Here is a 25486-nt window from a genome sequence, read left to right as displayed (position 1 = left end):
TCGAGGACACACGATGCCAGGAATTCTGAGCCGTCTACTAACCATTCTGTTGATCTCGGCGGGTGCCGGGGCCAGTGCCGCCCTCGCCGCCTGCGAAGCCGAACTGGCGGAAATCGATCGCATGCTCGAGAACCCGGACCTCAACGAGATGCAGGTCAACATTCTCGAGGGCATCAGGCAATCCGCGCCATACCTCTGCGAATCCGGTCAGGAGGAGCGGGTCCGGCAGATGCTTGAGCATTCGGACGCCCTGCTGAAGTCCGTCGAGGGCATGCCGGAACAGCTCGAGGCAGCGAAGATGCAGAAGCAACGTCAGCGTGAGAAGGAGGCGGCCATCGGCGAGCCGCCGATCACCACGGCAGGCGCCGAGCGCATCTTCGACCGCCCCGAGGACATGTTCCAGTACTGGTACAAGGACGTCGACCGATACGGCGACGGCATCCGTGTGCTTTACGCCACTTCGCCCTCGCTCGAGCAAGGACGCTCCGGCGACTGGACGGTGAACGTCTACGCGGTCGAGGCCCTGTCGAACGGCACCTTTAGTCAGCACCGCCTTTACAGCAAGCAGGCCTACGAGCATACGGCCATGGGCCTGCGGCCCGGACGCGACGAGATCCTGATCCAGAGGAGCCGGGAGAGCCCCGAGCAGCCGGACCGGCTCCAACGCTGGTCGATACCGGAGGGCCGCGTGCTCTCCTCGGTGGAGATCCCGTCGCCCTACGAGCCGCGCTGGAACTGGTCGGAGTTCCGCGGCGTCACCCTCGATGGCAACGTCTTCTTTACCACCACCCAGTACGACCGCAACCGGGGCGGCGGCAAGCCGCACTCCACCGCCGCCTGGTTCGAGTTCTCGCCGGACGGGCGTGTCGTCGGCAAGGGTCGGCGGGACCTGGAGAACGCGCGACAGCAGATCCGCCACTGGTTCCCTGCCCACACCGGAGGCGTCGCGATGACCTTGGACACCGTCGGCAAGGGCGACCGGGGTCTTAGCGAGGTGCTCGACGAGTCCTATCCCGGTGAGATCGGCGGCCGCGAGATCGAAGGCGTGGTCAGCGGCGAACTCCGGGTGGCCGTCACCGGTGACGACTCCTCCTCGATCGACCTTTCGCCGGCACTGGAGCGAGACATCATGTGGATCGGCGAGATGTCCGCCGACCGCGACCTGCCCGGAGCCGAACAGATGCGACAGAGCCGGGAGCAAATGACCTTCATGCGCAACACCGAGGTAAAGGCGGGCGCGCGGCAGAACCTGCGCGTGATCAAGCCCACCCCGGCCGGTTACGGCGCACTGGTACGCAAGATGAGCGGCCGGGACAGTCCGGACAACGGACTGCATTTTCTCGAGGTGACCACGGAGGGCGTGCGCCGGCAATTCCACGTTCAGCCCCTCGCCGAGCGCTACGAGGTGAAATTCGAGAACTTCGCGGCGACTGCCGACGGCCGTATCTACCTCTTCGGCCGGACGAGAAACCGTCGGGCGGAAGCCGATGCGATGATCGTAGTCCTGAACGGCAGCACGGAAGATGCCCGTGCTGTCTCCATAGTCGTCCCCGACGGCGCGGAGTTCGACGAGATCGTCGCCGATGGCAGCGGGCTGTGGATCGCCGGGCACGTGATGAGCGACTCGCTCGGCGCCCCGACCCTGTGGCTGAGGCACGTGCCGCTGTGAAGGTACACGTGGGCAGCACCGGAGCGCCCGCCGCGCTGCTCCTGGGCGCCTGCCTTGCGGCCTTGCCGGTCTCTTCGCTCGCCTGCAGCCCGAAGCCACCGCCCCCGGAGGAACCCTGCCGGAGCATGCGGCTGCTCGTGCCCGGGGACACGTTTCCGGTCAATCTCGCCGACCGGATCGCGGTCGCGCGTATGGATCGGGGCCCCTATTTGTGGTCGCCGGTCTCCTGGAGCGAAGAGCCCCCGGCACCGCCCGTGATCTACCGGCGGGCTGAGGTCGGATGGCACGAAGTCGACTACCGGATCGAGGAGAAGGAACGACTGGTTTCCTCCGCGCGGCAATTGGCACTGGGCGACCCGGTGCCTGGGCACTACCTCGTGACCTGGCCGGGGGAGACCTGCAAAGAGACGCCCGGACCGATCGGCAGCGACATCCGGATCGGTGAGTTCACGATGACCGACCGGGCGCCCCGGCCCGAGGAGCTCGGCCGCGCCAAGTTCGCAGGCGCGCGATCCGATACGGAAACCGTCTCCCGTGGGACCGATGCCGCCTGTCGCAAGATCGAGGCCACGGAGGAAGTGTTGTACCTCCGCATCGACGTGGAGCTCTTCGAAGCGATGTCTCCCTGGCTCGACACTCTCAGTACGGCCGTGGTGGAGGGCGAGCGCGTGATCCGCGGTTATGCGCCTCCGGAAGACGTTCGCGACGGCACGGTCCGCATCAGCCTGCGCCATGTCTGCGCCGCGAGCGACCGGGATCGAATCGACAATCGGCTGGAAGAGGGTCGACGCACGCTGAGGGTTCTGGGCAGGATCGCTGACGGGAAATCCGTTCGCTCGACGCCGGTTACGTTCGGATTCAGCTGCCGATAGAGGTTGCTTCGAATGATGAAGCGTCCAGCCAACGAACAGCAGTGCCGCCGCCATCACAGCTATCGCATTCAGATTGTATTCAGCCGGCCTGCTGCAAACTGAACATAAGCCGTCGACGAACCGCAGGACACAGACACACAAGAACAGGCGGCCCGCAATGAATGGGCTCCAGGGGGAATAGACATGAGGGGACTCATCCGCCGAGAGATCCGCACCGCGTCGGCATGGCGGCTTCACACGATGGTTGCCGCCTGTATCATGTTGGCCGCAGTCTTCCTGGCTACCCCGGCAGAAGCAACCCTCTGCAAGCCGAAACACATCACCCAGGATCATCGTGCGGAGGCAAACCGCGTGGACGAGTATGCGTTCGGCCGCTGGGATTATGAGGGCGAGCACGATTACAACGCCCGCGTCCTCGGCTGCAATCGTTACCGTGACATGCGCAGCCCCGCCATCGAGCGAACGAACCCGGAGAACCGGACCTACCCCGACACTCTGCCTCCGCGACTCATCAAGGGGCATATCAGATACTTCAATTTCGCGCCCATGCGTTACGGCTACCGGCTCGAGCGCTTTAACGGCACGTGGATCCTGACATCGATCGCCCGCTTCCACTTCCCGAAGAAGAAATTCCATAACCGGCTGGATATCCCGCTTGGTCTCGCCGAGGAACTCGGCATAAGAGACACGATCTGCGATTCCACTGAGTACAAGAGCGTGGCCGGCATCGACCGCGGCCTTATCGAGATTCAGGGCGCCCCGCTCGCCTGCCGGGTGGAGCGGAACGAGCGCTTTGGCGGCGTGCCCATTACTCAGCACTACATGGATTACTGGCGCGACGCCATCACCGCTTACTGGTCGCGGGACGGATTCCAGGTACGGATGCTGATTACGAATCTGGACGACATCCCCGCGAATCAACTCGCGGACTACGAACGAAACAATGTGATCTGGGAGGTGCGGCTCAACCACAACAAGAATTCCCGGCCGATGTACAAGGCATCCGTAGGCCGGCCGCATCCGCTGTATGCGGGTATCGAGGAAGAGGTCATCGTCCACGAGTTCGGGCACAGTATCGGCCTGGATGACGAGTATCCGGGCAGCAGTAATCCTCCGGATTACCGAGACTGCCGGGCGCTGGGTGGCGATGACTATGTCATGTGCAACAGCTGGGGCGACGAAAGCACTGAGGCGAAGGGTATCTACGCGTGGATCGCAACACGCCGGTACGGCATCGGTGAAAGGACAGTAGCGGTTGCGTGGAACGACGCGGGAGCCGTCGGAACCACCGTGGTCATCGATGGATCCGGGGGGCCGGGACGTACGCGCTACGCGCTGGGCGCTTCGGATCGTCTCGAGAAACTGGCCGGGGACGTGGGCGGTTTCACTGCCACGATCAACGATAACGACTATGTGGTGGACGGCAAGCGCGCGACCGGCATTGTCGGTTCGGCAGTCGATGCCTACCGCGTCTCCGGCGATCTCCTCTATGTGGAACTGGAAGACCCCGCTGCCGCCACCGTCTACATCGACCGGCAGCCGATCAGGCACCGCGTCGTCATCGACGGCAGCCGGAAGCCCGGTCGGACGAGCTACCGGATCCTGGCGACCGGCGGGCTGCACAAGGTCGACGGCAAGATCGACGGCTTCGATGCGACAATCAATTCCAACGATCGCATACGCCGGAACGAGGCGGCGGGACTGGTCGGCTCGGCGATCGACGGCTACTACGTCTTCGGGCGGATCGAAGGGATCACTCTCGACGATCCGGGCGCCGCCGACGTATATGTCGACGGACAGCGGGTGACGCCCGATGAGTGACAGGGCGACTATGCTGACGTCCGAGCCCTGGCTGAGGGAAGGATGGACGCCAGCGACGAGGACCACGGTCGTCTCACGCTCCGCCTGTCCCACGACGGCGACGTCACCGACATCGGGAGCACCGCAATGAGACACGTCTTCGCTGCCGCCCCGTGGATGCTGCTTTTGTTCCTGCTCTCGCCCGCGGATAACGCGCGGGCTCACGAGCGCCCGACGGGGCTCCTCGCCCATTTCACTTTCGAGGACACGCGAGAGCCTTCCAAGGCACCTCGTCCGCCCGGCACATCGGCGATGCTCGAAGACCGCAGCGGTAACGGCTTCCATGCCGAGATCGTGGCCGAAGACGGCGACCTCGACCGCGACAGCCTCAGGCAAGAGAGCCGTTTCGGCGACGCGGTCGGCTTCGGGGGCCATGCAGCGCTGATCGTGCCCCTGGACGTTCATTACGAACTCTATCCCGTTGTCACGATTACGGGGTGGCTCTACGTCGAGAACGACGACGCGCGCGGGTTCCTGATCGGCACCGACGGCGGCGACGGCCCGGCGCTGCGCGTCAGCGGCCGCAGCCTTATCGCCGAGCATTCCGGAGGACGAAACCAGGTCAACAAGGTGCTCCGTCCCGGACGCTGGATCTTCTTCGCAGCCCTGTGGGACTACGCGGACGGGACGATGCGGCTCACCTGGGGCGCCCGCTCGAAGGAGGAGACTTTCGGGACGGGCAACCTGAAGCCGCCGGGACAGGATGTAATTCTGGGTGCCAGGAATCACCGCCTGGCTTCCCCCGCGGAGGGGGTGAGGCTCGACGAGATCCGCATCTTCGGCCGGCGTTTGAACGAGCGGGAGCTGGACACACTTCGTGACCAGCAGCCTGGCGAGACATACTCGGCCGAGCAACCCGAACTGACGTACCCCGGAGCCGACAAGGATGATCCGGCAAACCATATCGCCGACCAGGGGTCCATCGATGACGATCTGCCCGGTGTCGAGCAACCCACCGCAGCCCCTTCTCCGTATCCGGGACCGTTCGACACTTCATCCGAGAACGCCATTGCCGATCCCGATTTCGCAGAAAATGTCCTCGAGCAATCCGGGCCCTGTCCCTGGCCGGCCGGTGAAATCGGCTCCGACAGCCCCAGGCTTGAGATCGGGAACACAGAGGCGGGCGATACATGGCAATCCGTTTCGCTGAGTTACCGGCGATCGCGCCCTGTCATCATCGCGGGCGTGCCTACGCATAGAGGACGAAACCCCGGGATTGTGCGTCTGAAGTGTATCCGCGACGGCGAGTTTCAGATTCGCTTCCAGGAGTGGAACTACCGGGAGCGTGACCATGCAGATACGGAGCATCTCGAGGAGGATATTCCCTATCTGGCGATAGAGGCTGGTCGCTATCAGTTTGAAGACGGCAGCATATGGGAAGCGGGAATCTTCGGTCTGACCGGAGTCGGTGACTTCAAGACAGTGCAGTTCAAGAAAGACTTTCCGGGTCGACCCCACTTGTTCCTCACGGTTCAGACAGAAAAGGGCGAGCAGGCAGTAATTGCGCGAGCACGTGGACTCGATGCATCCAAATTCGAGGTAGCGCTGTTCGAAGAGGAAGCTCTGAATAGCGGCGACCACGTCAAGGAGAGAGTCGGCTATCTCGCGATCTATTCAGCGCACGACGCAGGCAGGGCCGGTTCGGGGGCCACTCAGTACGGATACTGGTTGAGTCGGGAGAATCTGGACCACAGGTGGGCGCCTGCGATCAGCACGGAGCTGATGCTGGAGGAGGAGCAATCGGCCGATAGCGAAACCGCCCATGATAAGACTGAGATGGTCAATGTGGCCGACATCGATGGCCGCATATTCGGGCAGGCAGTCACCTACAAGGGCGCCGATCCATTCGGCCTGCGACGCAGGGATTCGACGCCCGAAAAGATTATGGATCGATATGTGGAGAGATTCCTGAGTGAGTTCCGTTCCTATCACGGTCGCTCTGTCGCCCAGTCCGTTGATCACCATAACGTCGCTGGCCTGACTCTCGTATTCGTTAAAGGCCGACTGCCCGTGGCCCGAAGGCATTGGGGCCAGCGGAACGTCGTAAAGGACTGGCCGACCACAGACAGCACCCTCTATCAGGCGGCGTCGATGACCAAGGTGGTCGCAGGTCTGGGATTTGCGGGTGCCGCGAGACGCGGTGACCTATCGCTGGACGATACGGTGGCTGACTTCGTTCGGCGTCACCCCGACGGAACCATTGCCAAGTGGGAGCGACGCTATTTCAAGGGAGAGTCGGCGCAATATCCGAAGGAGATCACCTACCGACGTTTGCTCTCCCACACGGCCGGCCTCAATGTGCACGGGATTGGGACCATTTTATATTCCGCACTGGCTCCTTGTGACAGCCTCCGATCCATCATTCTCGGCCATATCGCCTCGTGGGATTGCAATGGCGTGAAGCCCGTGCGCCCGCCGGGAATACTCTGGGACTACTCGGGTGGCGGTTTCACGGTCGCAGAGCAGATGCTTGAAACGGAAGTCGGGGAGTCTTTCGCCGACTACATGGAAAGACACGTGCTCGATGCGTTCGGATTGCCCAGATCCACGTTCGAAGAGGCATCTCGCTCTATGACCAACCTGGCTCGCGGTTGTAGTCGAAAACCTTGTGTCTCTGGAGTGCAGTCCACGCGCGTGAAGGCTGCCGGTGGTCTGTTGGCCGACCCGGGAGAGTTCGCACATTTGATCAGGCTGATAATGAACGACGGGAAGAAGTGGTCGATATCGAATAATGCCCCCTCTGCGCAAATCATTCCTTACCGGGATATTCGAAACGTCCTTCGCCCGGTTCCGAAGAAATACAGCACTTTCTCATCCTGTGCCGGAGGGTGCCCCGTACGCGCCACGATCAAATGGGAGCAGGGCGTAGCTCGTCCGGCTGACGAGGAGATAGAGGAGCAATGCGTCCTGGGGCGATGCCAGGAATCATTTACCTACGGGCTCGGCACGAATGTTAGCAGGCCAAGAGACATCGACAGGGGCGGGCTTCCCCAGAGGTTTTGGCACGGCGGCAGCCAACACGGATTCAAGAGTTTCTTTCGTGCCGACAGGCATACACACGCTGCGATGGTCCTGTTCGTTAACGGCCGTACAGGTGGGAAGGACTGCGATCGCTGCGGTGGAAAATTTCGCAAAGAACTGAATCAGGCTTACCGCGATGCCTTTCCTTGAACGGCAAACCAGGTGAGGAAGGGATACGAGGACCAACACAGCGGAGGAGTAATGATGAAGACGACAAGCCAGTCCCGCAAATCAGCCGGCACAGCAATTGTGGGTGCGCTGTTGTGTCTGTGCCAGAGCGCACAAGCCCACGAACCACCCGGCGACCTCCTCGCTCACTTCACCTTCGACGGCACGCTGGCCGATGCAAGCGGCAACGGCTTTAACGGTGAGGCCCTGGGGAAGGGGGACACGGTCCCGCAACCGAGCTTTGTCGACGGCAAATACGGTCAGGGCATCCAGTTGAACGGCGACTGGGCCGTAATCGCACCGCTGGACCTGAATCCCGACCAGTATCCCGAAGTGACCGTCACAGGCTGGGTGTTTCTGGAGAACGAGGAAGCACGCGGCGCACTACTCGGCACCGGCAGCGGTGACGGACCGAATATTCGCGTGAACGGTGATACCGCGTTCATTGTCCGGCCCGGCGGAGGACGCAACCAGGCCAACAACGCCTTGAGACCCGGCCGCTGGTTCTTCTTCGCGGGAACGTGGGATTTCGACGGGGGTAATCTCCGCCTCAACTGGCGTGCCCGCTCGCAGACGCAGTCCTTCGATCCGGCCGAGGCGGATCCGCCGGCACAGGACACGTTTATCGGTGCCCTGAACGACGGGCTGCAGCGCTCTGCCCGGGGGCTGCGGCTGGACGATGTCCGCATCTATGCCCGCCGCCTGGCGCCGGAGGAACTCGCAGGTCTGCAACTCGGACCGACGGGCGACGGACCAGGCGAGTCCCGTGGTCTGGCCGACAGCGGGGTCAAGGAGCCCCTGACAGGGATAGACCCCGAAGACGCCTCGCCGACGGTGGGTGCAGCGCTGCCGGACAAGCTGCGGGAACGCTCCGAACTGGAGGACAGCGTGGCCGATCAATTGCAGACGGACACGGCAAGCGAGGACGGCCGGCGGGTCGTCGTCTTCGACGGCTCGGCTGCTCCTAACAAGCGCAGCCGCTACACGCTGGTAGCCCGGGGCGACATCCGGAAGGCGGAAGGCGACGTGGGCGGCTTCGACGCAACCATAAACGACAACGACACGATCTCCGGGCAGACCGCGACCGGCCTCGTCGGCTCGGGCGTGGACGCCTATAACGTCGACGACGACATCGTCCATATCGATGTCGCCGACTATGGCGCGATGAATGTGTATCTGGACGGCAACAGGCTGAGTCACCGCGTGGTATTCGACGGGACGGCCGAAGAAGGCCGGACCGAATACACGCTCTACACGACCGGTGAACTGATACCCGTCGAGGGGGAACTCGATGGCCGCGCAGTTACCATCAATCCGGACGACACAATCAGCGGACAACGTGTGGCGGCCCGCGGGTACGTCGGCAGCGCGAGGGACGGCTATCTGGTCTTCGGCGATATCGAGAAGATCACGCTGAAGGATCCAACGGCGGCCCGGATCTACATCAACGGTCAACGACTGGCCCTGGGCGAGGCGGCCAACCCCGGCGGCATGGTGACCATACACCAGCCGCTGGAGCCGACCCAGAGGATCGAGGCACACGGCAAGCCGGCCGGCCTGAAGGGTGAGCTCGACGTCGATACGGGCAGCGATGAAGCGCTCTACGTCGAGATTGCTGCGGGCGAATACGTGCTGACGGAGGTTTCGGGAAAAGATATGTCAGGTGAAGCCCTCGAACGGGATCGCTTCATCAAGGCGGACTTGGTGGACAACGCGATGCACAGCATCACCTGGCGGGAAGAGAATGATCGACCTTGCGAGGTAATCATCAGCGGCTATGCGCCGGGGATGAACGATTACGGCGTGCGGAACACGGCCACGGAACGTACGGAGTTCTGTAACGGAGACGGGGGCAACTCCCGTTCTGAGATGAGTGTGACCCTCAGGGGCGACAGTGGCGTGATACGGGAATTGAAGGCGTGTACGGCGGATCCGGTCGGCCGCACCGACCCGACACGTCGGCGCAACCGCGTGAAGGGCCTGGAGATACGCGGCGAAACTCTCACTGCAGACGGGCGACTCGCCGGTCTGGGAGTCGACGACCGCGAGGAGCGTGCCAACTGCGAAGCGTGGCACGAATCCGTCGCCTGTCCGGGAGACAGGGTCGCGACCGGCGTACGCCAGCATGTCTATACCGATTTCAAAGGGAACTACGCTCTCGCCGGTTTACAGCTTATCTGCCGGCGAATCGCGGACTGAAAATCCGTCTGGCGGCACCAGGGCAGGAAACGGCATACCGTTGCTCGCCGTTGTGATCGCCAGACCCGTTACAGACGGCCACAGCGGCCCGCTACAACTCCAGCGTCACCCGTTTCATGCCGCGCTCGTCCAGCTTCGGTGTAATTCGGAACCCGAGCTCCTCGGCGATCTTCAGCATGCGCCTGTTCTCGTTCAGCACGTCGCCGCCGAGTTCACGGATGCCGACGCTGCGCGCGTAGTCGATCAGCCGCTCCATCATGTGGTAGCCCAGTCCCCGGCCGGTCATGTCGTGGTGCACGATGATGGCGAAGTCGGCATGGTCGCGGTCCGGGTCCGCGAACAGCCTGGCGACACCGTAGATGGGCGTCTTGCCCGGGATGCCCGGCTCGGTCAGCACGAACGCCATCTCGCGGTCGTAGTCCAGCTGGGTGAAGCGCGCCGCCATCATGTGGGTCAGCACCTTGATGGGCGCATGGAAGCGCAGCCGCAGCTCCTCGTCATTCATGGTCCTGAACACCCGGTGCAGCGACGGCTCGTCCTCCGGCATGATGGGGCGGAGCAGCAGCGTCTGGCCGTCGCTCTCCAGCTCCTCCTCCAGCGATTTCGGGTACGGCAGTATCGCGAGGCGATCCTGCGCATTTCGCTCCTCGCGCTGCAGCCGCACCCGCGCGTCCAGCGCGATCACCCCGTCCGCGTCGGCCACCAGCGGATTGATGTCCAGCTCCGCAATCTCCGCAAAATCGGTGACGAGCTGTGCGACCTGCAGGATGACCGTGCCGATGGCCTCCAGGTCGGCTGACTCGCGATTACGGTAGCCGCGCAGCAGGCGCCACACGCGGGTACGCTCCATCATGCCCTTGGCGAGGCGCATGTTCATCGGCGGCAGCCCGATCGCGGTGTCATCGATGGTTTCGGCCGCCACGCCGCCGTGTCCGAACAGGATGACGGGGCCGAACTGCTCATCCTCCGTCGTGCCCACCAGCAGCTCGAAGGCATCGGGCCGCGAGATCATGGGCTCGACGACGAAGCCCTCGATGCGCGCGTCGGGCTTGCGTGACTTCACCCGCTGCAGCATGTTGCGGGCGGCCTCCAGCACCGCCGACTCGCCTTCCAGATCGAGCGCCACGCCGTCCACGTCACTCTTGTGCTGGATGTCCGGCGACTGGATCTTGAGGACCACCGGTCCGTCGATCCCGGCCGCCATCGCGGCGGCTTCCTCAGGACTACGTGCACTCCGCGCATCCACCACCGGTATGTCGTAGGCGCCGAGCAGCGCCTTCGCCTCGGCCTCCGGCAGCCACTCGCGGCCCTCGGCGAGTGCTGCGTCGATGATCTCGCGGGCCTTCGCCGTATCCTGGGTGAAACGCCGCGGCACGCTCGGCGGCGTCTCCATCAGCGCGCGCTGGTTGCGGTCGTAGTTGACGAGGTGCATGAAGCCCTTCACCGCCCGCTCCGGCGTGGAGAACGTCGGGATACCCGCCTGGGAGCAGATCTCCCGCGGCTCGCCGGCCGACACCTCGCCGACGAAGCTGGTCAGGATCAGCGGCCGCTCGTGCTGCTCCCAGGTATCCGCCACCCGCTCGGCGACGTCCCGGCCGGAGATGACCGCGGTCGGGCAGTTCAGCACCAGCGTCGCGTCCACGCCCGGATCCTTCAGCACGACGTCCAGGGCGCGGCTGTAGCGTTCCCCGTCCGCATCGCCGATCACGTCCACCGGATTGCCCCGGGACCAGGTCGCCGGCAGTACCTCGTCCAGCGCCTCACGCGACTCGTCGCTCAGTTCCGCGAGCGTACCCCCCAGCCGGATCAGCTCGTCGGTCGCCATCACGCCGACGCCTCCCCCGTTACTCACGATGCACAGCCGGTCGCCCGGCACGCGCTGCACACGGCTCAGGATCTCCGTGGCACCGAACAGCTCGCTCAGCTCGCCCACCCGCAGCAGCCCGGCCCGCCGGAACGCCGCGTCGTAGACGTCATCGGAGCCGGCCAGCGCGCCGGTGTGGCTCGCGGCGGCCTTAGCGCTCGCCTCGAAGCGCCCGGCCTTCACGACGATCACCGGCTTCATGCGGGCCGCGGCCCGCGCCGCCGACATGAACTTGCGCGCATGGGTGATGGCCTCGACGTAGAGCAGGACGGCGCTGGTGTCTCTCTGGTTGGCGAGGTAATCCAGCATGTCGCCGAAGTCGATGTCGGCTGCGCCGCCCAGCGACACCAGGTGCGAGAAGCCGATGCCGCGGGCCTGGGCCCAGTCGATCACCGAGGTCACGACGGCACCGGACTGGGTCACGAACGCAATCTCTCCCGGCTCCGGCCGCAGATGGGCGAAGCTCGCGTTCAAGCCGTGGCCGGGCACGATGGCGCCCAGGCAGTTGGGGCCGAGTACCCGCAGGAGATGCGGCCGCGCCGCATCCAGCATGCGTTGCTCGAGTTCACGCCCGTCCTCGCCACCCTCACCGAATCCGGCAGTCACCACGATGGCTGCCCTGGCCCCGGTGCGGCCGAGTTCGTCGATGATCCCCGGCACGGTCTGCGGAGGCGTCGCAATCACCCCCAGATCGGGTGGATCCGGCAGTTCGGAAACGCTGGGCCAGACCTTCTGCTCCAGTACCCGATCCCGGCCCGGGTTGACGAAATGCACCGGCCCCTCGAAACCGGACTCGAGAAGATTACGTGCGATGACATGGCCGACTTTGCCTTCCTCGCCGCTGGCGCCGATCAGCACGACGGAGCGCGGCGCGAAGAGATAATCGAGATTCCGGATGGTCACGGCTACTTCCTGAAGCCATGGGATTGGCGCCAATGGTAACCGCTGCCCGCCGCGAAATCCGGCCTGCGGGCGTACGCGCAACTGCTTATTGATGACGCCGAATTTCGGACGGACCATGAATCCGGCACGGGAGACGACGAACCCCCGGCCCAGTCAGATAACGGCGTTTCCGCCTGGGCGGATAGCGGACCCGGCCGCTATACTCTGCCCCGCAACCGAGGAGCCCCTATGGTCCCCTTCCTTTCCCTGTATGCCCGCGACGTCATGACGCCGGATCCGGTTACGGTGGGCCCCGACCTGACGCTCGCCGAACTGCGCGAGCGTTTCGAGGAGACTCATCTGGGTGCATTCCCCGTCGTGGCCAACGGCGCGCTGGTGGGTCTGGTCAGCGAGTTCGATCTGCTGGAGGCCTGCTTGCTCCGGCCGACCTCCATCATCCCCCACTTCGACGAGATCCTGGCCATGCCGGTCAGCGCCGTCATGACGAAGGACTGCGTGAGCGTCGCGCCGGACGAGGCGCTCAGCCACGTGCTGGAGAAGATGGTGCCGCGGCGGCTGAAGACCGTACCGGTGGTCGAGGGCGACCGGGTGGTGGGCGTGATCGCACGCACGGATCTCCTCACCGGCCTCCACGAACGGATGAAGGAGTCCGGAAAGAAGGGCTGACTCCCCCGCCGGGGATCAGACGTTCATCAGCAGCAGCACGGCCACCAGCAGCACGACGGCGACCGCCTGCAGCCCAACACGCTCCCACATGAATTTTTCGGCGTGCGTCTCGTCGTAGTCGCCGCCGCGGCCCATCGAGCGCAGCCCCAGCACCAGCGTCACGACTACGGCCAGTAGCGCGACGAACACGATCAGGTTCACGAGTGTCATCGACCCCTCCTGCCTGTGCGGAATGGTCCATTCCAGATTAGAAGCGGGGGAGCCGCCGCACAATGGCGGCAACTACGGATCAGCCCGTCGGCATCCTCAGATCGGCGACCAGCGGCAGATGGTCCGAGGCCTGCCGGGCGTCGCGTGTCCTGACGGCGTCCACACGCACCACGACATCGCGCGGCGTCACATAGAGACGGTCCAGTGCGAACAGCGGTGCACCGGCCGGAAAGGTCCGGGGTAGCGGCACCGGCCCGAGGCTCCGGGTAAGCAGCCGGCTCGCGGCGGCACCGGGCCGCCACTCATTGATGTCGCCGGCGAGCACCTGCACGTCTGCCTCGCCCCGATCGAGCGCGGGCAGCAGGCGCCGAATCTGCCTTCGGCGCTCCCCCGCCCGCAGACCGAGATGGGTAACGAATATCTTCAGCGTCCGCCCGCCCGCCTCGAAATCCGCCTCTATGGCGCCGCGGGGCTCCCGCGGGCCTACCGAGATGTCGTGCAGCCGATGCGCCACCGCCGCCTCCCGGGCGAGCAGCAGGTTGCCGTAGTGTGCATCGCCCCGGTACAGGGTCGCGCCGCGATGGGCATGCATGCCCAGGCGGTCCGCCAGGTATTCGGTCACCGTCATGCCACGGTAGGGCCGGTCCTCGACCTCCTGCAGAGCGACGAAATCGGCATCCAGCTCTTCCAGCACGGCGGCGATGCGATCCGGCATGAACCGTCGATCCCGGCCGATGCAGGCGTGCACGTTGTAGCTGACGATGCGGACCCGCCGTCCGCTCATTACTTCCTGCGCCGCTGCAGGACGCGCAGGCCGATGAGGGCGATGCCGGCTGCCGCGATCACCGCCAGCACCCAGGGTTCGAACACCGGCTCGCCGGCCAGCGCCGCACGCGCACGGTCCACGCTGAAGCAGATCAGCACGGTGCCCGGCCCCATGCCGATCACCGTACCCAGCAGGAAGTCTTTCAGTTTCACCCGGGACGCGCCGGCCAGCAGGTTGATGACCGTGAATGGTGCGATAGGGATGAGCCGAAGGCCGGCGAGGGACCAGGCATCGGACGAGCGACCCAGCGCCTTCATGCGCACGGTCACGGCGCGCGGCACCCGCCCTTCGACGGCCTTGCCGAGATGCTGCCCGATGGCGTGGTTCACGACGGTGGCGGTAAGCGTGCCCGCGATGGCGGACGCCGAGGCCACCCAGGGACCGAACAGCAGCGCACACAGCGCGATCATGCCGGTGACGGGCGCCACCACGAGACTGCCGGCGATGAAGGCCGGCACCACCGCCAGCGGCGCCAGCGGATGGGCCGCGCTCTCGCGCAGGGTGGCCAGCAGGGCCAGCGGGTCGAAGCCGTCGCCCGCCGTGCGCGCCTGCCAGATGGCGAGCCCGCCGGCCAGCAGCACGAGCAGCGCCAGGAAACCCCAGCCGACGGAGGGATGCGTGAGCATCTCCAGGTAACGCCGCGCGGTGCGGGTCTCCGCACCCCCCGCTTCGGTACGCTCCCTCGGCGCGGGGCCCGTGACGCCGTCCACCAGTTCGTCCCAGGCCTGCTCCACCGGCCGCTCCAGGTCGGCAATCTGCGCGATGGGCTTTAGCATGCCGTCGATGTCGCTGCCGTCGATCTCCAGCGGCTCCAGCCGTCGCGGCCCGCCGCCGAACCGGTCCAGGGTGGCGAGCAGCCCGTTTTCCGCGATGCTCGCGGCCACCTCCTTCTCGTCCGCACCGAGATGCTCCGCCAGCAGGTCGGCCCGCAGCGCTGCGGCCGCCTCGCCCGAGGCATCGTCCACCACGAGGTCGCATTCGCTGTCGAGGCCCATCGACCGGCGGCTGAGGTTCGCGGAGCCGATGCGCGCCCAGCGCTCGTCTACCACCATCACCTTGCCGTGCACGTTGATGCAGGTGTCGCCCAGCTCGTCGGAGACCGGCGAGACGATGCGCAGACGGTTGTGCGCATCGTTCTCGCACAGACGCTGCAGCGCCTGGTTGCGCAGCACGTCCATGGTGGCCTGCTCCAGCCAGCCGGAGGTCTCGCCCGGCAGCACCATGACCACCTCGGGACCATCGTCCTCCGCCAGGCGCTCGCACAGCGCACGGGTGACGGTGTCGGACGTGTAGTACTGGTTCTCGATGTAGATGGAGGACTCCGCGGCGGCGATCATGTCCAGGAACAGCTGTTCCACCTCCCGGATGATGTCGCTGCCGTCCTTCGCCGCCCAGGTGCGCGCGAGGCCCACGGGTACGTCGCGTGCGCGTACGGGGACGTCCTGCGGCCACAGGGTGTCGGTGTCCTGCGTATCGGCTTCGGCCGCCGCCGGCAGCGGCTCGCCGGTGGCGTTCTCCCAGCGGAAGGAGGCGAGGTCGCGCAGATGACGGGCCGGCTCGCCGGTCACCAGCGCCTGCACGTCGTGGAACGGGCGATAGTCGCCGCCCGCCTCGTTCACCCGGCGCGGATCGTCGGCGGCATGCGCGCGCGTATCCCACCGGCTCTTGGTGAGGTCGAAGCCGCCGGTGTAGGCGAGCTGCCCGTCGATCACGACGAACTTCTGATGCTGGCTCGCTCCGGTGGCATGCGCCCCGTCCAGCCGGAAATGCAGCCGGTCGTAGTCCTGCCAGCCGAACTGGGCCGCGGGGAGCAGCTCGCGCTCGAGCACGTAGACCATGGCGAAGTCCCAGGAGAGGACGTAGACCTGCAGTTCGTTCTTGCGCCGGGCCAGCGACTGCAGCGTCGCGGCCAGCGGACTCGGATACAGCGGGTGGTCCTCGTCACGGATCAGTTCCAGCCGGCTGTCGATGTCCCAGCCGACGATCACGATCTCGCGCTCGGCCGCCTCCATGCTCTCGCGGAGCGCGCGGAAGTAGTCCTCGCCGTCGATCAGCCAGGCGCAGCGCCCGGCACGGGCCGTACGCCAGACGTTTTCCCCGGCAGAGAAAAGCCCCCCGCCGACGGTCTCGCCGGCGTCGTCATCACCGTTCGTCATGCGGGCACTATAGCGCAGTGCCACCCGCGACGGTCCCGCCGCCTCAGAACACATAATCGCCGAACAGCTCCACCAGGTGGTCCAGCCAGCGTTCTGGGAATGGCTCCGTCAGCTCGCGGGAACGCGCGAAGTCGGGCTCGAACAGTTCCGCCAGCAGCCGTTCGACGGCTTCCGGCTGCGAGGTGGCGACGTTGATCTCCTTGTTGATGCGCAGACTCAGGCGGTCGAAGTTGGCGGAGCCGAAACAGGCCCAGCCGTCGTACACCGCCGCCTTCACGTGCGACATGCCCGGGTAGATGTAGACCCGGATACCGTGCTCCAGCATCACGTTCGCAGCCAGCGCATTGTCGCGGGTGATGAGGCCGCGGTCGGTCTCCAGCGGGATGATCACGCGCACGTCCACGCCCCGCAGCCGGGCCTGCAGCAACTCGAACAGCATGGTGTCGTCGGAGAAATAGGCGTTCTCGATGTAGATGTAGCTCCGGGCCCGGCGTATCGCCTCCAGCTGGGCAGCGAATATCTCGGAGTGGGCGGCACGCGTCTGGATGACCCTGAGCGGGTGGCCCTGGTCACCCGCCAGGCGGCGGTTCGGCTTCGCCCGCTGCACCACGTAGCCGATGTCGCCGGACCAGCCGGCGTGCACCCAGGTGCGGTCGAACTCCCAGCGCAGCGTGTCCACCACGGGACCGCGCAGCTCGGCCATGAGGTCGTGCCACTCGTAGCGGTATTCGCGACCGATGTTCATGCCGCCGGTGAAGGCGATCTCGTGGTCGATGATCACCGTCTTCACGTGGTCGCCGGTGAGGAAGATGTTCGGGATAGTGCGCACGTCGACCTCGGAATCCTCCTCCAGGTAGCGCTGCACCGAGGCCGGTGGCTCGTGCGCCACGGGGAGCGTGTCCGGGTCTTCCATGCCCGCGGTCAGCGTGCCGAGACCGTCGAGCAGCACCTGCACGTCGATGCCCTCCCGCGAACGCTGTTTCAGGAGATCCGCGATCTGCTTGGCGTAGTCGTCGTTATCGAAGATGTAGGTGCGCAGCTTGATGGATTCCTCGGCGGCCAGGATGGACGCGATCAGCCGCGTGAAATAGGGCTCGCCGTCGATCAGGTACTCGATGGTGCCGCGGGTGGCCTCCCGGCCGGTGATGCGGTCCAGCCGGGTCTCGAAGGCGTCGAGATCCATCGGCTCGCGGTCGGCGACCGGCGGCACCGGCCGGCCGCTGAGCAGCAACGGCCAGTCCGGGCGCAGCGTATCCACTGCGGCGCCGGTGAGCATGAAGAAACCCCGGTGCACGGAGGACACCGGCCGCGGCAAGAGGTCCAGGAAGTGGCTGCGCACGAGGTGAGCGACCGTCCGGACGCCTTGCACCCACCGGTTCGGCGGCTCGCGCGCCCCCGCCGGTGTCGGGCAGCGCAGGAAGGCCACGCGGTCGGCATCGAGCTCCGCATAGACGAAGGACAGCGCGCCCGGCCCGGTGTCCCCCGTGCTGAGCAGCAGGCGGGGCGGAACGGGCTCCGCCGCGCCCAGGCTATCGCGCACGGCCGCGATGCCGCGGCCGAGCAGGGCCTCCATATCCATGATGCCGGCGAGCCGATAGCCTTCCGGCGCCGCCCGCAGCGGGTCGACCTGGAAGGCACCCTCCTCGTCGAAATACAGCAGGTAGTCGTCGGCCGGGAAGCTCACGGCGACGGCATCCCGGCTGCCCGGCCGGAGGATGCCATCGAGGAAGCGGTGCCGCACCGCCCGCCAGGCGGCGATGCCCTGGATCGGCAGTCCGGCGAGCGCCGGCGTGCCGTTGCCGGTGTCGGCCGATGCCGGATGCAGATCGAACAGGCGCCGGCGGGGGCCGACGCCCGGCGCATCGTCCAGACCGGTCAGGTCGGCGACCGCCTGAACAGGGCCGTCGCTGCCCTGGAGTTCCACGTACAGACGGCCGTCCTCCAGATGGGCGGAGAGCGCTTCCAGCGGTTCGCTGCAGTCGATGAGAGCCGGCGCGTCCGTTGCCGCGACGGCGGCCGCCGGGACGATCAGCAGGAGCATTGCTGCCGGAAAAAGACGCCTTCCCACCGCGACTCCACCCAGGATGGCTGGTGGAGCAGTATAGCGCCGTCGACCCTTGCACACTTGCCGATCACAGCCGCGTCACGGTGTAATCCGCTCCTCGCCATACTGCTCGCCCTGCCCTCATCCATCTGAGGCCACCGCCCGAATAACGCTTATCGAACGCAGAGTCAGACCGAGACCCACCATGCGTACACTGCTGATCACCGCTTTCCTCGTCGTCGCCGCGCCCGCGCTGGCCTGCGACGCTTCCCTGCTGAACCAGGAATTCCGCCGGCTCGCCGCCGACGAATCGGTGAATCTCTGCGAGGCCTACCGGGGCAAGGTCGTCCTGGTCGTGAACACGGCGTCGAAGTGCGGCAACACGCCACAGTACGAGGGCCTGGAAGGGCTCTACGAGGAATACGGCGAGGAGGGCCTTGTGGTGCTGGGCTTCCCTTCGAACGACTTCATGGGCCAGGAGCCGGGCACCGAGGAGGAAATCCAGGAATTCTGCCGCTCCACCTATGGGGTCAAGTTCCCGATGTTCGAGAAGATCACCGTGCGCGAGGAGAACGCCCATCCCTTCTACCGGGCGCTGGCGGAGGAATCAGGCATCTATCCCCAGTGGAACTTCCACAAGTACCTGATCGGCCGCGACGGCAAGCTCATCGCCGAGTTCAGCCCGCGCACGAAGCCCTACGACGAGAGCGTTATCGCCGCGCTGAAGTCCGCGCTGGCCGAGCCGGCCGGCTGAAACGCGTTAGCGGTGCCTCTCAGTACTGGCCCATCTGATTCTTCAGCGCCCGAAGAACGTCGCGCCAGGCGATGATGCCGATGAGCCGACCGCTGCGGTCCACCACCGGATAGCGGCGGTAGGGAGACTCCAGGAAATGCTCCGCCAGTGACATGATGCTGTCGCGGGGGCGGACGGTTTCCACGTTCCTGTGCATGTATTCCTCGACGCGACCGCCGGGCTCGCCGTGATAGGCGCCGTGCAGCGCCACCTTCATGAAATCACCCTCGGTGAGGATGCCGACGAGCCGGCCGCTGCGGTCGGTGACCGGGGCGCCGGCGACGTCGTTGTCCACGAAAATCGCCAGTGCGCGCAGAATCTCCATGTCCGGGCGCAGCGTGAGCACATTCCGGGTCATGTAGTCCTGCACCTTCATCGTCTCCATCGCATTCCCCCTCCTCAGCGGCCGGAGCCGAAGTCGTCCAGGAAGATGCTTTCGCGATCGACGCCCAGCTCGTCGAGCATCTGAATGACGGCCGCGGTCATAACCGGTGGTCCGCAGAGATAATATTCCAGCTCCTCGGGAGCCGGGTGATCGTTCAGGTATTGCTCGTAGACGACCCGATGCACGAAGCCGACCGGACCATCCCAGTCGTCCTCGGGCAGCGGATCGGAAAGCGCCACCTGCCAGTCGAAGTTGTCGTGTTCGGCCGTGAGGCGATCGAAGTCCTCCTGGTAGCAGAGCTCCCGCAGGCTGCGCGCGCCGTACCAGAAGCGGATCCTGCGGCCGCTCTTCCGGTTCAGGAGCTGATCGAAGATGATCGAGCGCATCGGCGCCATGCCCGCGCCGCCGCCGATCAGCACCATCTCGCGGTCGGACTCGTTGGCACGGAATTCGCCGAAAGGCCCGGACAGCACCACCTCGTCGCCGGCCGCCAGACTGAAGATCCAGGACGATGCCTTGCCCGGCGGGGTGCCCTCCGGCGCATTCGGAGGCGGCACGGCGATGCGCACCACGAGCATGGCGACGTCGTCCTCGCCCGGATGATTGGCCAGTGAATAGGCACGGGTCGTGGTCGAATCCGCGTGTGATTCGAGCTGCAGCAGGCCATAGCGCTCCCAGTCGGAGCGGTATTGCCCGGGGATGTCGAAATCGGCGAATTCGACGTCGTGGGGCGGCGCCTCCAGGACGATATAGCCGCCGGCCTCGAAGTCGAGCCGCTCCCCTTCCGGCATGGCGAATACCATCTCCTTCAGGAACGTGCCCACGTGACGCGCGGAACGCACCGTGCTGGTCCAGCGCTTCACGCCGAACAGCTGATCCGGCACGCGCACGCTCATGTCGCCGCGCACCTTGACCTGACAGGCGAGCCGGTAGCCCTCCTCCGCCTCGTGCCGGTCGATGTGATTCTGCTCGGTCGGCAGCAGGTCGCCGCCGCCCTCGAGCACCTTCAGCTTGCACTGGCCGCAGGTGCCGCGCCCGCCGCATGCCGCCGGCAGGTAGAGCCCGTTGTTGCCCAGATCGGTCAGCAGGTGGGTGCCGACCGGCACCTCGATGGTCCGCTGTCCGTTGATGGTGATCTCCGCGCTGCCCCCCGGCGCGAGCCAGCGCCGGGCCAGCAGGACGATGTACATCATCGTCATCACCAGCACGGTGAAGGTCACGACACTGAGCAGCACGCTACCCATCAGAACGCGAGCCCCGAGAGTCCGGCGAATCCGAGCGAGAGCAGGCCGGTGACCACGAAAGCGAGTCCGAGCCCCTGCAGCCCCTCCGGTATGTCGCTGTAGTGCAGCCGCTCGCGGATGGCGGCGAACAGGATGATCGCGACGGCCCAGCCGACGCCGGCGCCCGCACCGTAAGCCGTGCTCTCCGCGAGGCCGTACTCACGCTCCACCATGAACAGAGAAGCGCCCAGCACCGCGCAGTTGACGGTGAGCAGCGGGAGGAAGATGCCGAGCGCCTGATGCAGTGCCGGCATGAACCGGTCCAGCGTCATCTCCAGGATCTGGATGAGCGCCGCGATCACGCCGATGAAGCTGATGAGCCTGAGGTGGGTGAGATCGGTTTCCGGCATGCCCAGCCAGGCGAGAGCCCCGGGCTTCAGCACGTTGTCGAAGATCAGGTGATTGATCGGCACGGTGATGGTCTGCACCACGACGACGGCGATGCCGAGCCCGACCGCCGTGCTGACGCGCTTGGACACGGCGAGGAACGTGCACATGCCGAGCAGGAAGGCCAGCGCCAGGTTGTCAACGAAGACCGCGCTCAGGAAGATGCCCGCCAGCTCACCCATCAGTCGCCCTCCTGGAACTTGGAGGGGGGCGCCGACATGACCGTGTGCTCGCGCTGCATCGGCCGCACGACCCGTATCCACCAGACGATGGCCGCGATGATGAAGAACGCGCTCGGCGGCAGCAGCATGAGCTCGTTCGGCAGGTACCAGCCGCCATCGCCGGAGACGGTAATGAGCGGATATCCGAGCAGCGTGCCGGCACCGAGCAGCTCGCGCACCGACGCGACGGCGATCAGCACCACGCTGTAGCCCAGGCCGTTGCCGACGCCGTCCAGCAGGCTCTGCCAGGGCCCATGGCCCATGGCGAAGGTCTCGGTGCGGCCGAGGATGATGCAGTTGGTGATGATGAGACCCACGAACACCGAGAGTATGCGCGAAACGTCGGGCAGATAGGCACGCAGGAATTCGTCCACCACGATGACGCCGCTGGCGATGATGGTGACCTCGATGATGATGCGCACCGCATGGGGCATCTGCCGGCGCAGCAGGCTGACCGCGACGTTGCTGAACGCGAGCACGGCGATCACCGCGGCACTCATGACCAGGGCAGGGAACAGGGTACGCGTCACCGCCAGTGCCGAGCAGATGCCCAGGATCTGCATGGTGATCGGGTTGTTGTCGACGATGGGATCGACGAGCGTGCGTCCGTCACTCATGATGCGTCTCCCTCTTCCCGCAGGCGCTCGAGCAGCGGCCCGTAGCCGTCGTCGCCCAGCCAGTACTGCAGCAGGCCGGTGACGCCCCGTGCCGTCTTGGTGGCGCCGCTCATGGCGTCGGTCTGGTAGCGGCGGGCCGGGTCGTCCTCGGGCAGAGCTTCCCGGGCGATGCCGAGCGCCGGGCGGCCCTGTTCGTCGTACGCCTGCTTGCCGGGCCAGCGTGCCTGCCAGTCCTTCTGTTCCACGAAGTCGCCGATGCCCGGCGTCTCGCCGTGCTCGTAGAAGGTCAGCGCTGCGACGGTCTCCAGATCGCTCTCCAGCGCCAGGTAGCCTTTCAGCGTCGACCACATGCCGCGGCCGTAGACCGGCAGCACGATGCGCGCGAGGCTCCCTTCGTCCCGGTACACGTACACGGGCATGTAGGGCGCGCGACGGCCCAGCCGTGCCGTGTTCTCTGCACGGGGTATCTCGACGCTCTCCGTCTCCGACTCGGCGGCCGCCAGGTAGTCGTACTCCCGGGGTTCGGCGGCGTCGGTGTAGCGGCCGGTGTCGAGGTCCACAAGGCGCACTTCAATCGCCTCGAACCGTTCGGCCACCTCGCGCACGGATGGGTCCGCGCCCGCCTCGATCAGCCCCGCGGCCACGAGCACTCGGCGGTCGCGGTCGATGGAGGCGTAGCGTTCCTGGACGGGCCGCAGCCAGGCCACGGCCGCCGACACCATCAGCGAGCAGGCAATGGCGATACTCAGCGTGAATACCGTGGTATGCGTGATGGTACTGCGGCTCACGAGACGAGCCTCCTGCGGTGGCGGCGCATCTGCCAGGTGATCACCGCGTGATCGATCGCGGGCGCCGCGAGACTGATCAGCAGCACCGCGTAGATCGTGCCTTCCGGGTGACTCGAATTCGCCACGCGGAAGAGGATGGCCGCCGCGCCGATCACGAGGCCATAGATCCAGCGTCCGGCACGGGTGACCGAGGCGCCGACCGGATCCGTCGCGATGAAGGCGATCAGGAAGGCGAAGCTGCCCGTGACCAGGTGCCAGCGCCAGGGCAGGTCGAAGGCCGGGTCGTCCGCGCCCCAGGCGTTCAGCGCGAGCGTCATCGCGAGACTGCCGACGAGGGCGGCCACGACAATACGCCAGGAGACGAGACCGCCGAGCATCAGAAGCACGGCGCCGAGTGCGCAGGCGAGCGCCGACGTCGTGCCGAAGGCACCGATGTCGTTGCCCGCTGCCACCGCCATGAGACCGTGGCCGGCCGAGGCGAGGGCCTCGGTACCGCCGGTGAGTGCCACGTCGAGCGCGGTCTCGGCTTGCGCGCCCGCCACCGGGAAGGCGAGCGTCGGTTCGGGCGTCCCGGGATAGGCGAAATGGAGGAAGACCAGCCCCAGCAGCGCCGGACTCACCAGGTACCGGCCGGTGCCGCCGAACAGCAGTTTGCCGACCACGAAGGCGAAGCTCGCACCCACCGCCACCGTTGCGGGCGATGCGCCGGCGGGCAGGAGTAATACCAGCAGCCACGCCGTGTGGAATATGCCGCAGTCGACGGGCCGCCTGCGCAGCCGGGCGAACAGGGTCTCCCAGACCACACCGGCGGCCAGCGCCACGAAAAGCAACGGCAGGAAATACGCCAGACCCACTGCCGCGGGCAGTGCGGCCTGCGGTACGGCGGCGACGAATGCGGCCCGCCACGGCCCGATGGCCGCGGCCAGGTCCGGACCGGCGGCAGAGACTATCTGCGCGCCCGTGAACCAGAGGCCGACGGCCCAGGCCGGCAATGTGGCGACCACGATCAGGAGCAGTGCCGCCTGCACCGACATCGCGTCCCGCACATAGGGCGCCCGGGTCGTGACGCGGGTAGCGGCAAGCGGCGGCAACAGTCCGAAACGAGGGCCGTACCTCTGCAGCAAGGGCGTCCAGCGGGCCATTATCCGCCGCCCCGCTGCTCGCCGGCCGCGAAGACTCGCCAGGCGTCGGCGTAGTCGTATCGCGCCGGGCAGACAGCGCTCAGCAGCGCGAGATCCTCGGCTTCGAGCTCGAGCGCGCCGAGTTCTATGGCGCGTTCGGCGTCGCTCGCCACCAGGGAGCGCAGCAGCGGGATCACAGGCAGGTCGTAGGGGAAGACGCGCTCGTAGATCTCGAACGGCATCATGCCGGCGGGACGTCCCACGCGGCGGGTGTCGAGCCGGCGCAGGCGCCGTGCGAGCAGTTTCGTGATCGGACTGGTCACGGAGAACCCCTCGCCCGCCTCGCCGTTGCGCCCGGCCGGCGCGGTCGCCTCCATCAGCGCGCTGACCTGACGGTGATAGCGGCCGAGAAACGGCTGGTCGGTCGTCCACTCCCGGCCCGACAGCGGCGAGCCGGAGATCACGCGGGCATCGGCGGCGAGCCCCCGGTCACGGACCAGTGCATCGAGGCTCGCTCCCAGGCGGGTCTCGATCAGGCCCGGACGTCCCAGCGCCGAGCCGGCGACGGCGATCGTGGTCCCGGTGTCGATCAGCCGGTCGACGAACAGACGGCCGATGGCGACCACGTCCTGACAACCGATATGCCAGACCGGCCGGGCTTCGGAAGCCGGCGAGAGATGGTGGATGTGCGTGCCGGCAAGGCCGGCCGGGTGCGGCCCGCGGAAGCGGACGTGCTGCAGGCCGGCGGCATCGGGCAGATCAATGTAGAACTCGGGCGAGGTGCACACGTACAGCGGACCGCCGTGCAGCTGTGCGAGGACCCGCAGGCCGGCACGGAAGGATTCCGCCCGCGGCTCGATCAGCACGGCCGGCTCGGCAGACAGCGGCTCGGTATCGATGGCGGTCACGAACAGCGCATGAGGCTCGGCGTCCGGATCCGGAATACGGCCGTAGGGCCGCGTCCGGAAGGCGGGCCAGAGTCCGTAGCGCAGGAGCGTCTCGCGGATGGCCTGCGGGCGCATTGCCTCGATGGCGCCGCCGGGCACATCCACGTAGCGGGTGGTCACGGAGTCTTCCAGTTCGATCACCACCGCCAGCAGGACACGGCGGCGACCCCGCCGGATCGCGGTCACCCGACCGTTGCCAGGGGAACAGAACCGGATGGCCTCGCGCTTGCGATCCGCGAACACCGGTTCGCCGATCGCGACCGTGTCTCCTTCCGACACCGCCAGCGACGGCCGCACACCGGGGAAATCCGTACCGAGCACCGCGACACGCCGCACCGCAGGGCCGCGCTCGAGCCGATCGCCGGCGGCGCCGGCGATCGGCAGATCGTAACCCCGCCGGATTCTTACTTCTCTTGGCACGCCTGACATTAAACGAATTCTATGGCCGACTCCCCGGCGGTCGATACGCAGCTTCCACTATCGCGC

The 25486-nt window shown here is 66.2% G+C and carries 19 protein-coding genes; 7 read left to right on the top strand and 12 right to left on the bottom strand.

All coding sequences use genetic code 11. The features are described 5' to 3' along the window. Positions 1-13 precede the first annotated feature (13 nt). The 5 genes from ACJMKZ_RS00380 (at position 14) to ACJMKZ_RS00360 (ending at position 9789) form a co-directional block, all read left to right on the top strand. On the top strand, positions 14-1669 hold the full coding sequence (locus ACJMKZ_RS00380) for a hypothetical protein (protein ID WP_405231123.1): 1656 nt from the start codon (positions 14-16) through the stop codon (positions 1667-1669). Positions 1670-1794: 125 nt separating this feature from the next. Next, positions 1795-2541 (top strand): hypothetical protein, encoded by a 747-nt coding sequence (locus ACJMKZ_RS00375; RefSeq protein WP_405231122.1) that lies wholly within the window; start codon positions 1795-1797, stop codon positions 2539-2541. 183 nt (positions 2542-2724) lie between these two features. Beyond that, positions 2725-4362 (top strand): zinc metalloprotease, encoded by a 1638-nt coding sequence (locus ACJMKZ_RS00370; RefSeq protein WP_405231120.1) that lies wholly within the window; start codon positions 2725-2727, stop codon positions 4360-4362. Between the two features lie 42 nt (positions 4363-4404). Beyond that, positions 4405-7572 (top strand): serine hydrolase, encoded by a 3168-nt coding sequence (locus tag ACJMKZ_RS00365; RefSeq protein WP_405231118.1) that lies wholly within the window; start codon positions 4405-4407, stop codon positions 7570-7572. Between the two features lie 51 nt (positions 7573-7623). Beyond that, positions 7624-9789 carry a LamG-like jellyroll fold domain-containing protein gene (locus ACJMKZ_RS00360; RefSeq protein ID WP_405231117.1) on the top strand — a complete coding sequence of 722 codons (2166 nt, stop codon included), beginning with the start codon at positions 7624-7626 and terminating at the stop codon, positions 9787-9789. A gap of 91 nt (positions 9790-9880) precedes the next feature. Here the strand turns inward: ACJMKZ_RS00360 and ACJMKZ_RS00355 are convergent, their stop codons facing one another. Then, a complete protein-coding gene (locus ACJMKZ_RS00355) occupies positions 9881-12556 on the bottom strand; it encodes a bifunctional acetate--CoA ligase family protein/GNAT family N-acetyltransferase (RefSeq protein ID WP_405231115.1) in 2676 nt (891 codons plus the stop codon). A 228-nt stretch (positions 12557-12784) separates the two neighbouring features. Between ACJMKZ_RS00355 and ACJMKZ_RS00350 the strand changes: the two genes are divergently transcribed. After that, positions 12785-13222, top strand: a complete 438-nt coding sequence (locus ACJMKZ_RS00350; RefSeq protein ID WP_405231113.1) for a CBS domain-containing protein — start codon at positions 12785-12787, stop codon at positions 13220-13222. A 15-nt stretch (positions 13223-13237) separates the two neighbouring features. Here ACJMKZ_RS00350 and ACJMKZ_RS00345 read toward each other — a convergent pair whose 3' ends face one another. From ACJMKZ_RS00345 to ACJMKZ_RS00330, 4 genes are all read right to left on the bottom strand, one after another. Beyond that, positions 13238-13432 carry a twin transmembrane helix small protein gene (locus ACJMKZ_RS00345; RefSeq protein WP_405231112.1) on the bottom strand — a complete coding sequence of 65 codons (195 nt, stop codon included), beginning with the start codon at positions 13430-13432 and terminating at the stop codon, positions 13238-13240. 79 nt (positions 13433-13511) lie between these two features. Then, complete coding sequence (locus tag ACJMKZ_RS00340) at positions 13512-14216, bottom strand: endonuclease/exonuclease/phosphatase family protein (protein WP_405231110.1); 705 nt, start codon at positions 14214-14216, stop codon at positions 13512-13514. Continuing rightward, positions 14216-16438, bottom strand: coding sequence for a phospholipase D-like domain-containing protein (locus tag ACJMKZ_RS00335; RefSeq protein WP_405231109.1), 2223 nt, complete (start codon positions 16436-16438; stop codon positions 14216-14218). The genes ACJMKZ_RS00340 and ACJMKZ_RS00335 overlap by 1 nt, the downstream gene beginning before the upstream one ends. Before the next feature lie 19 nt (positions 16439-16457). Continuing rightward, on the bottom strand, positions 16458-18482 hold the full coding sequence (locus tag ACJMKZ_RS00330) for a phospholipase D-like domain-containing protein (RefSeq protein ID WP_405231107.1): 2025 nt from the start codon (positions 18480-18482) through the stop codon (positions 16458-16460). 181 nt (positions 18483-18663) lie between these two features. Here ACJMKZ_RS00330 and ACJMKZ_RS00325 point away from each other — a divergent pair, with 181 nt between their 5' ends. Beyond that, positions 18664-19212 (top strand): glutathione peroxidase, encoded by a 549-nt coding sequence (locus ACJMKZ_RS00325; RefSeq protein WP_405231106.1) that lies wholly within the window; start codon positions 18664-18666, stop codon positions 19210-19212. Between the two features lie 19 nt (positions 19213-19231). Here the strand turns inward: ACJMKZ_RS00325 and ACJMKZ_RS00320 are convergent, their stop codons facing one another. The 7 genes from ACJMKZ_RS00320 to nqrA are packed head-to-tail and all read right to left on the bottom strand — an operon-like array spanning position 19232 to position 25420. Then, complete coding sequence (locus ACJMKZ_RS00320; RefSeq protein WP_405226340.1) at positions 19232-19636, bottom strand: CBS domain-containing protein; 405 nt, start codon at positions 19634-19636, stop codon at positions 19232-19234. 14 nt (positions 19637-19650) lie between these two features. Next, positions 19651-20880: an NADH:ubiquinone reductase (Na(+)-transporting) subunit F gene (gene nqrF / locus ACJMKZ_RS00315; protein WP_405231104.1), complete on the bottom strand. Its 1230-nt coding sequence runs from the start codon at positions 20878-20880 to the stop codon at positions 19651-19653. Beyond that, positions 20880-21488: an NADH:ubiquinone reductase (Na(+)-transporting) subunit E gene (nqrE, locus tag ACJMKZ_RS00310; RefSeq protein ID WP_405231102.1), complete on the bottom strand. Its 609-nt coding sequence runs from the start codon at positions 21486-21488 to the stop codon at positions 20880-20882. The genes nqrF and nqrE overlap by 1 nt, the downstream gene beginning before the upstream one ends. Beyond that, a complete protein-coding gene (locus tag ACJMKZ_RS00305) occupies positions 21488-22144 on the bottom strand; it encodes an NADH:ubiquinone reductase (Na(+)-transporting) subunit D (RefSeq protein ID WP_405231101.1) in 657 nt (218 codons plus the stop codon). The genes nqrE and ACJMKZ_RS00305 overlap by 1 nt, the downstream gene beginning before the upstream one ends. Further along, positions 22141-22932, bottom strand: a complete 792-nt coding sequence (locus ACJMKZ_RS00300; protein ID WP_405231099.1) for a Na(+)-translocating NADH-quinone reductase subunit C — start codon at positions 22930-22932, stop codon at positions 22141-22143. Before ACJMKZ_RS00300 ends, ACJMKZ_RS00305 begins: the two co-directional genes overlap by 4 nt. Continuing rightward, complete coding sequence (locus ACJMKZ_RS00295; protein WP_405231097.1) at positions 22929-24074, bottom strand: RnfABCDGE type electron transport complex subunit D; 1146 nt, start codon at positions 24072-24074, stop codon at positions 22929-22931. Before ACJMKZ_RS00295 ends, ACJMKZ_RS00300 begins: the two co-directional genes overlap by 4 nt. Further along, complete coding sequence (gene nqrA, locus ACJMKZ_RS00290; protein WP_405231095.1) at positions 24074-25420, bottom strand: NADH:ubiquinone reductase (Na(+)-transporting) subunit A; 1347 nt, start codon at positions 25418-25420, stop codon at positions 24074-24076. The genes ACJMKZ_RS00295 and nqrA overlap by 1 nt, the downstream gene beginning before the upstream one ends. Between the last annotated feature and the right edge of the window lie 66 nt (positions 25421-25486).

The sequence above is a fragment of the Lentisalinibacter salinarum genome, assembly GCF_040706555.1.
In the GTDB taxonomy this organism is placed as follows: domain Bacteria; phylum Pseudomonadota; class Gammaproteobacteria; order Steroidobacterales; family Woeseiaceae; genus Lentisalinibacter; species Lentisalinibacter salinarum.
The sequence above is the reverse complement of the archived record's forward strand: the minus strand, read 5'-3'. Positions and strand labels throughout refer to the sequence as shown.

Bases quoted from the DNA above. Each gene is read 5' to 3' on its own strand.
- ACJMKZ_RS00370 (WP_405231120.1), top strand. From the start codon at position 2,725: ATGAGGGGACTCATCCGCCGAGAGATCCGCACCGCGTCGGCATGGCGG.
- ACJMKZ_RS00365 (WP_405231118.1), top strand. From the start codon at position 4,405: ATGGACGCCAGCGACGAGGACCACGGTCGTCTCACGCTCCGCCTGTCC.
- ACJMKZ_RS00295 (WP_405231097.1), bottom strand. From the start codon at position 24,074: ATGGCCCGCTGGACGCCCTTGCTGCAGAGGTACGGCCCTCGTTTCGGA.
- nqrE (WP_405231102.1), bottom strand. From the start codon at position 21,488: ATGGGTGAGCTGGCGGGCATCTTCCTGAGCGCGGTCTTCGTTGACAAC.
- ACJMKZ_RS00325 (WP_405231106.1), top strand. From the start codon at position 18,664: ATGCGTACACTGCTGATCACCGCTTTCCTCGTCGTCGCCGCGCCCGCG.
- ACJMKZ_RS00345 (WP_405231112.1), bottom strand. From the start codon at position 13,432: ATGACACTCGTGAACCTGATCGTGTTCGTCGCGCTACTGGCCGTAGTC.
- ACJMKZ_RS00375 (WP_405231122.1), top strand. From the start codon at position 1,795: ATGCGGCTGCTCGTGCCCGGGGACACGTTTCCGGTCAATCTCGCCGAC.
- nqrF (WP_405231104.1), bottom strand. From the start codon at position 20,880: ATGGGTAGCGTGCTGCTCAGTGTCGTGACCTTCACCGTGCTGGTGATG.
- ACJMKZ_RS00350 (WP_405231113.1), top strand. From the start codon at position 12,785: ATGGTCCCCTTCCTTTCCCTGTATGCCCGCGACGTCATGACGCCGGAT.
- ACJMKZ_RS00305 (WP_405231101.1), bottom strand. From the start codon at position 22,144: ATGAGTGACGGACGCACGCTCGTCGATCCCATCGTCGACAACAACCCG.
- ACJMKZ_RS00340 (WP_405231110.1), bottom strand. From the start codon at position 14,216: ATGAGCGGACGGCGGGTCCGCATCGTCAGCTACAACGTGCACGCCTGC.
- ACJMKZ_RS00320 (WP_405226340.1), bottom strand. From the start codon at position 19,636: ATGGAGACGATGAAGGTGCAGGACTACATGACCCGGAATGTGCTCACG.
- ACJMKZ_RS00360 (WP_405231117.1), top strand. From the start codon at position 7,624: ATGATGAAGACGACAAGCCAGTCCCGCAAATCAGCCGGCACAGCAATT.
- ACJMKZ_RS00380 (WP_405231123.1), top strand. From the start codon at position 14: ATGCCAGGAATTCTGAGCCGTCTACTAACCATTCTGTTGATCTCGGCG.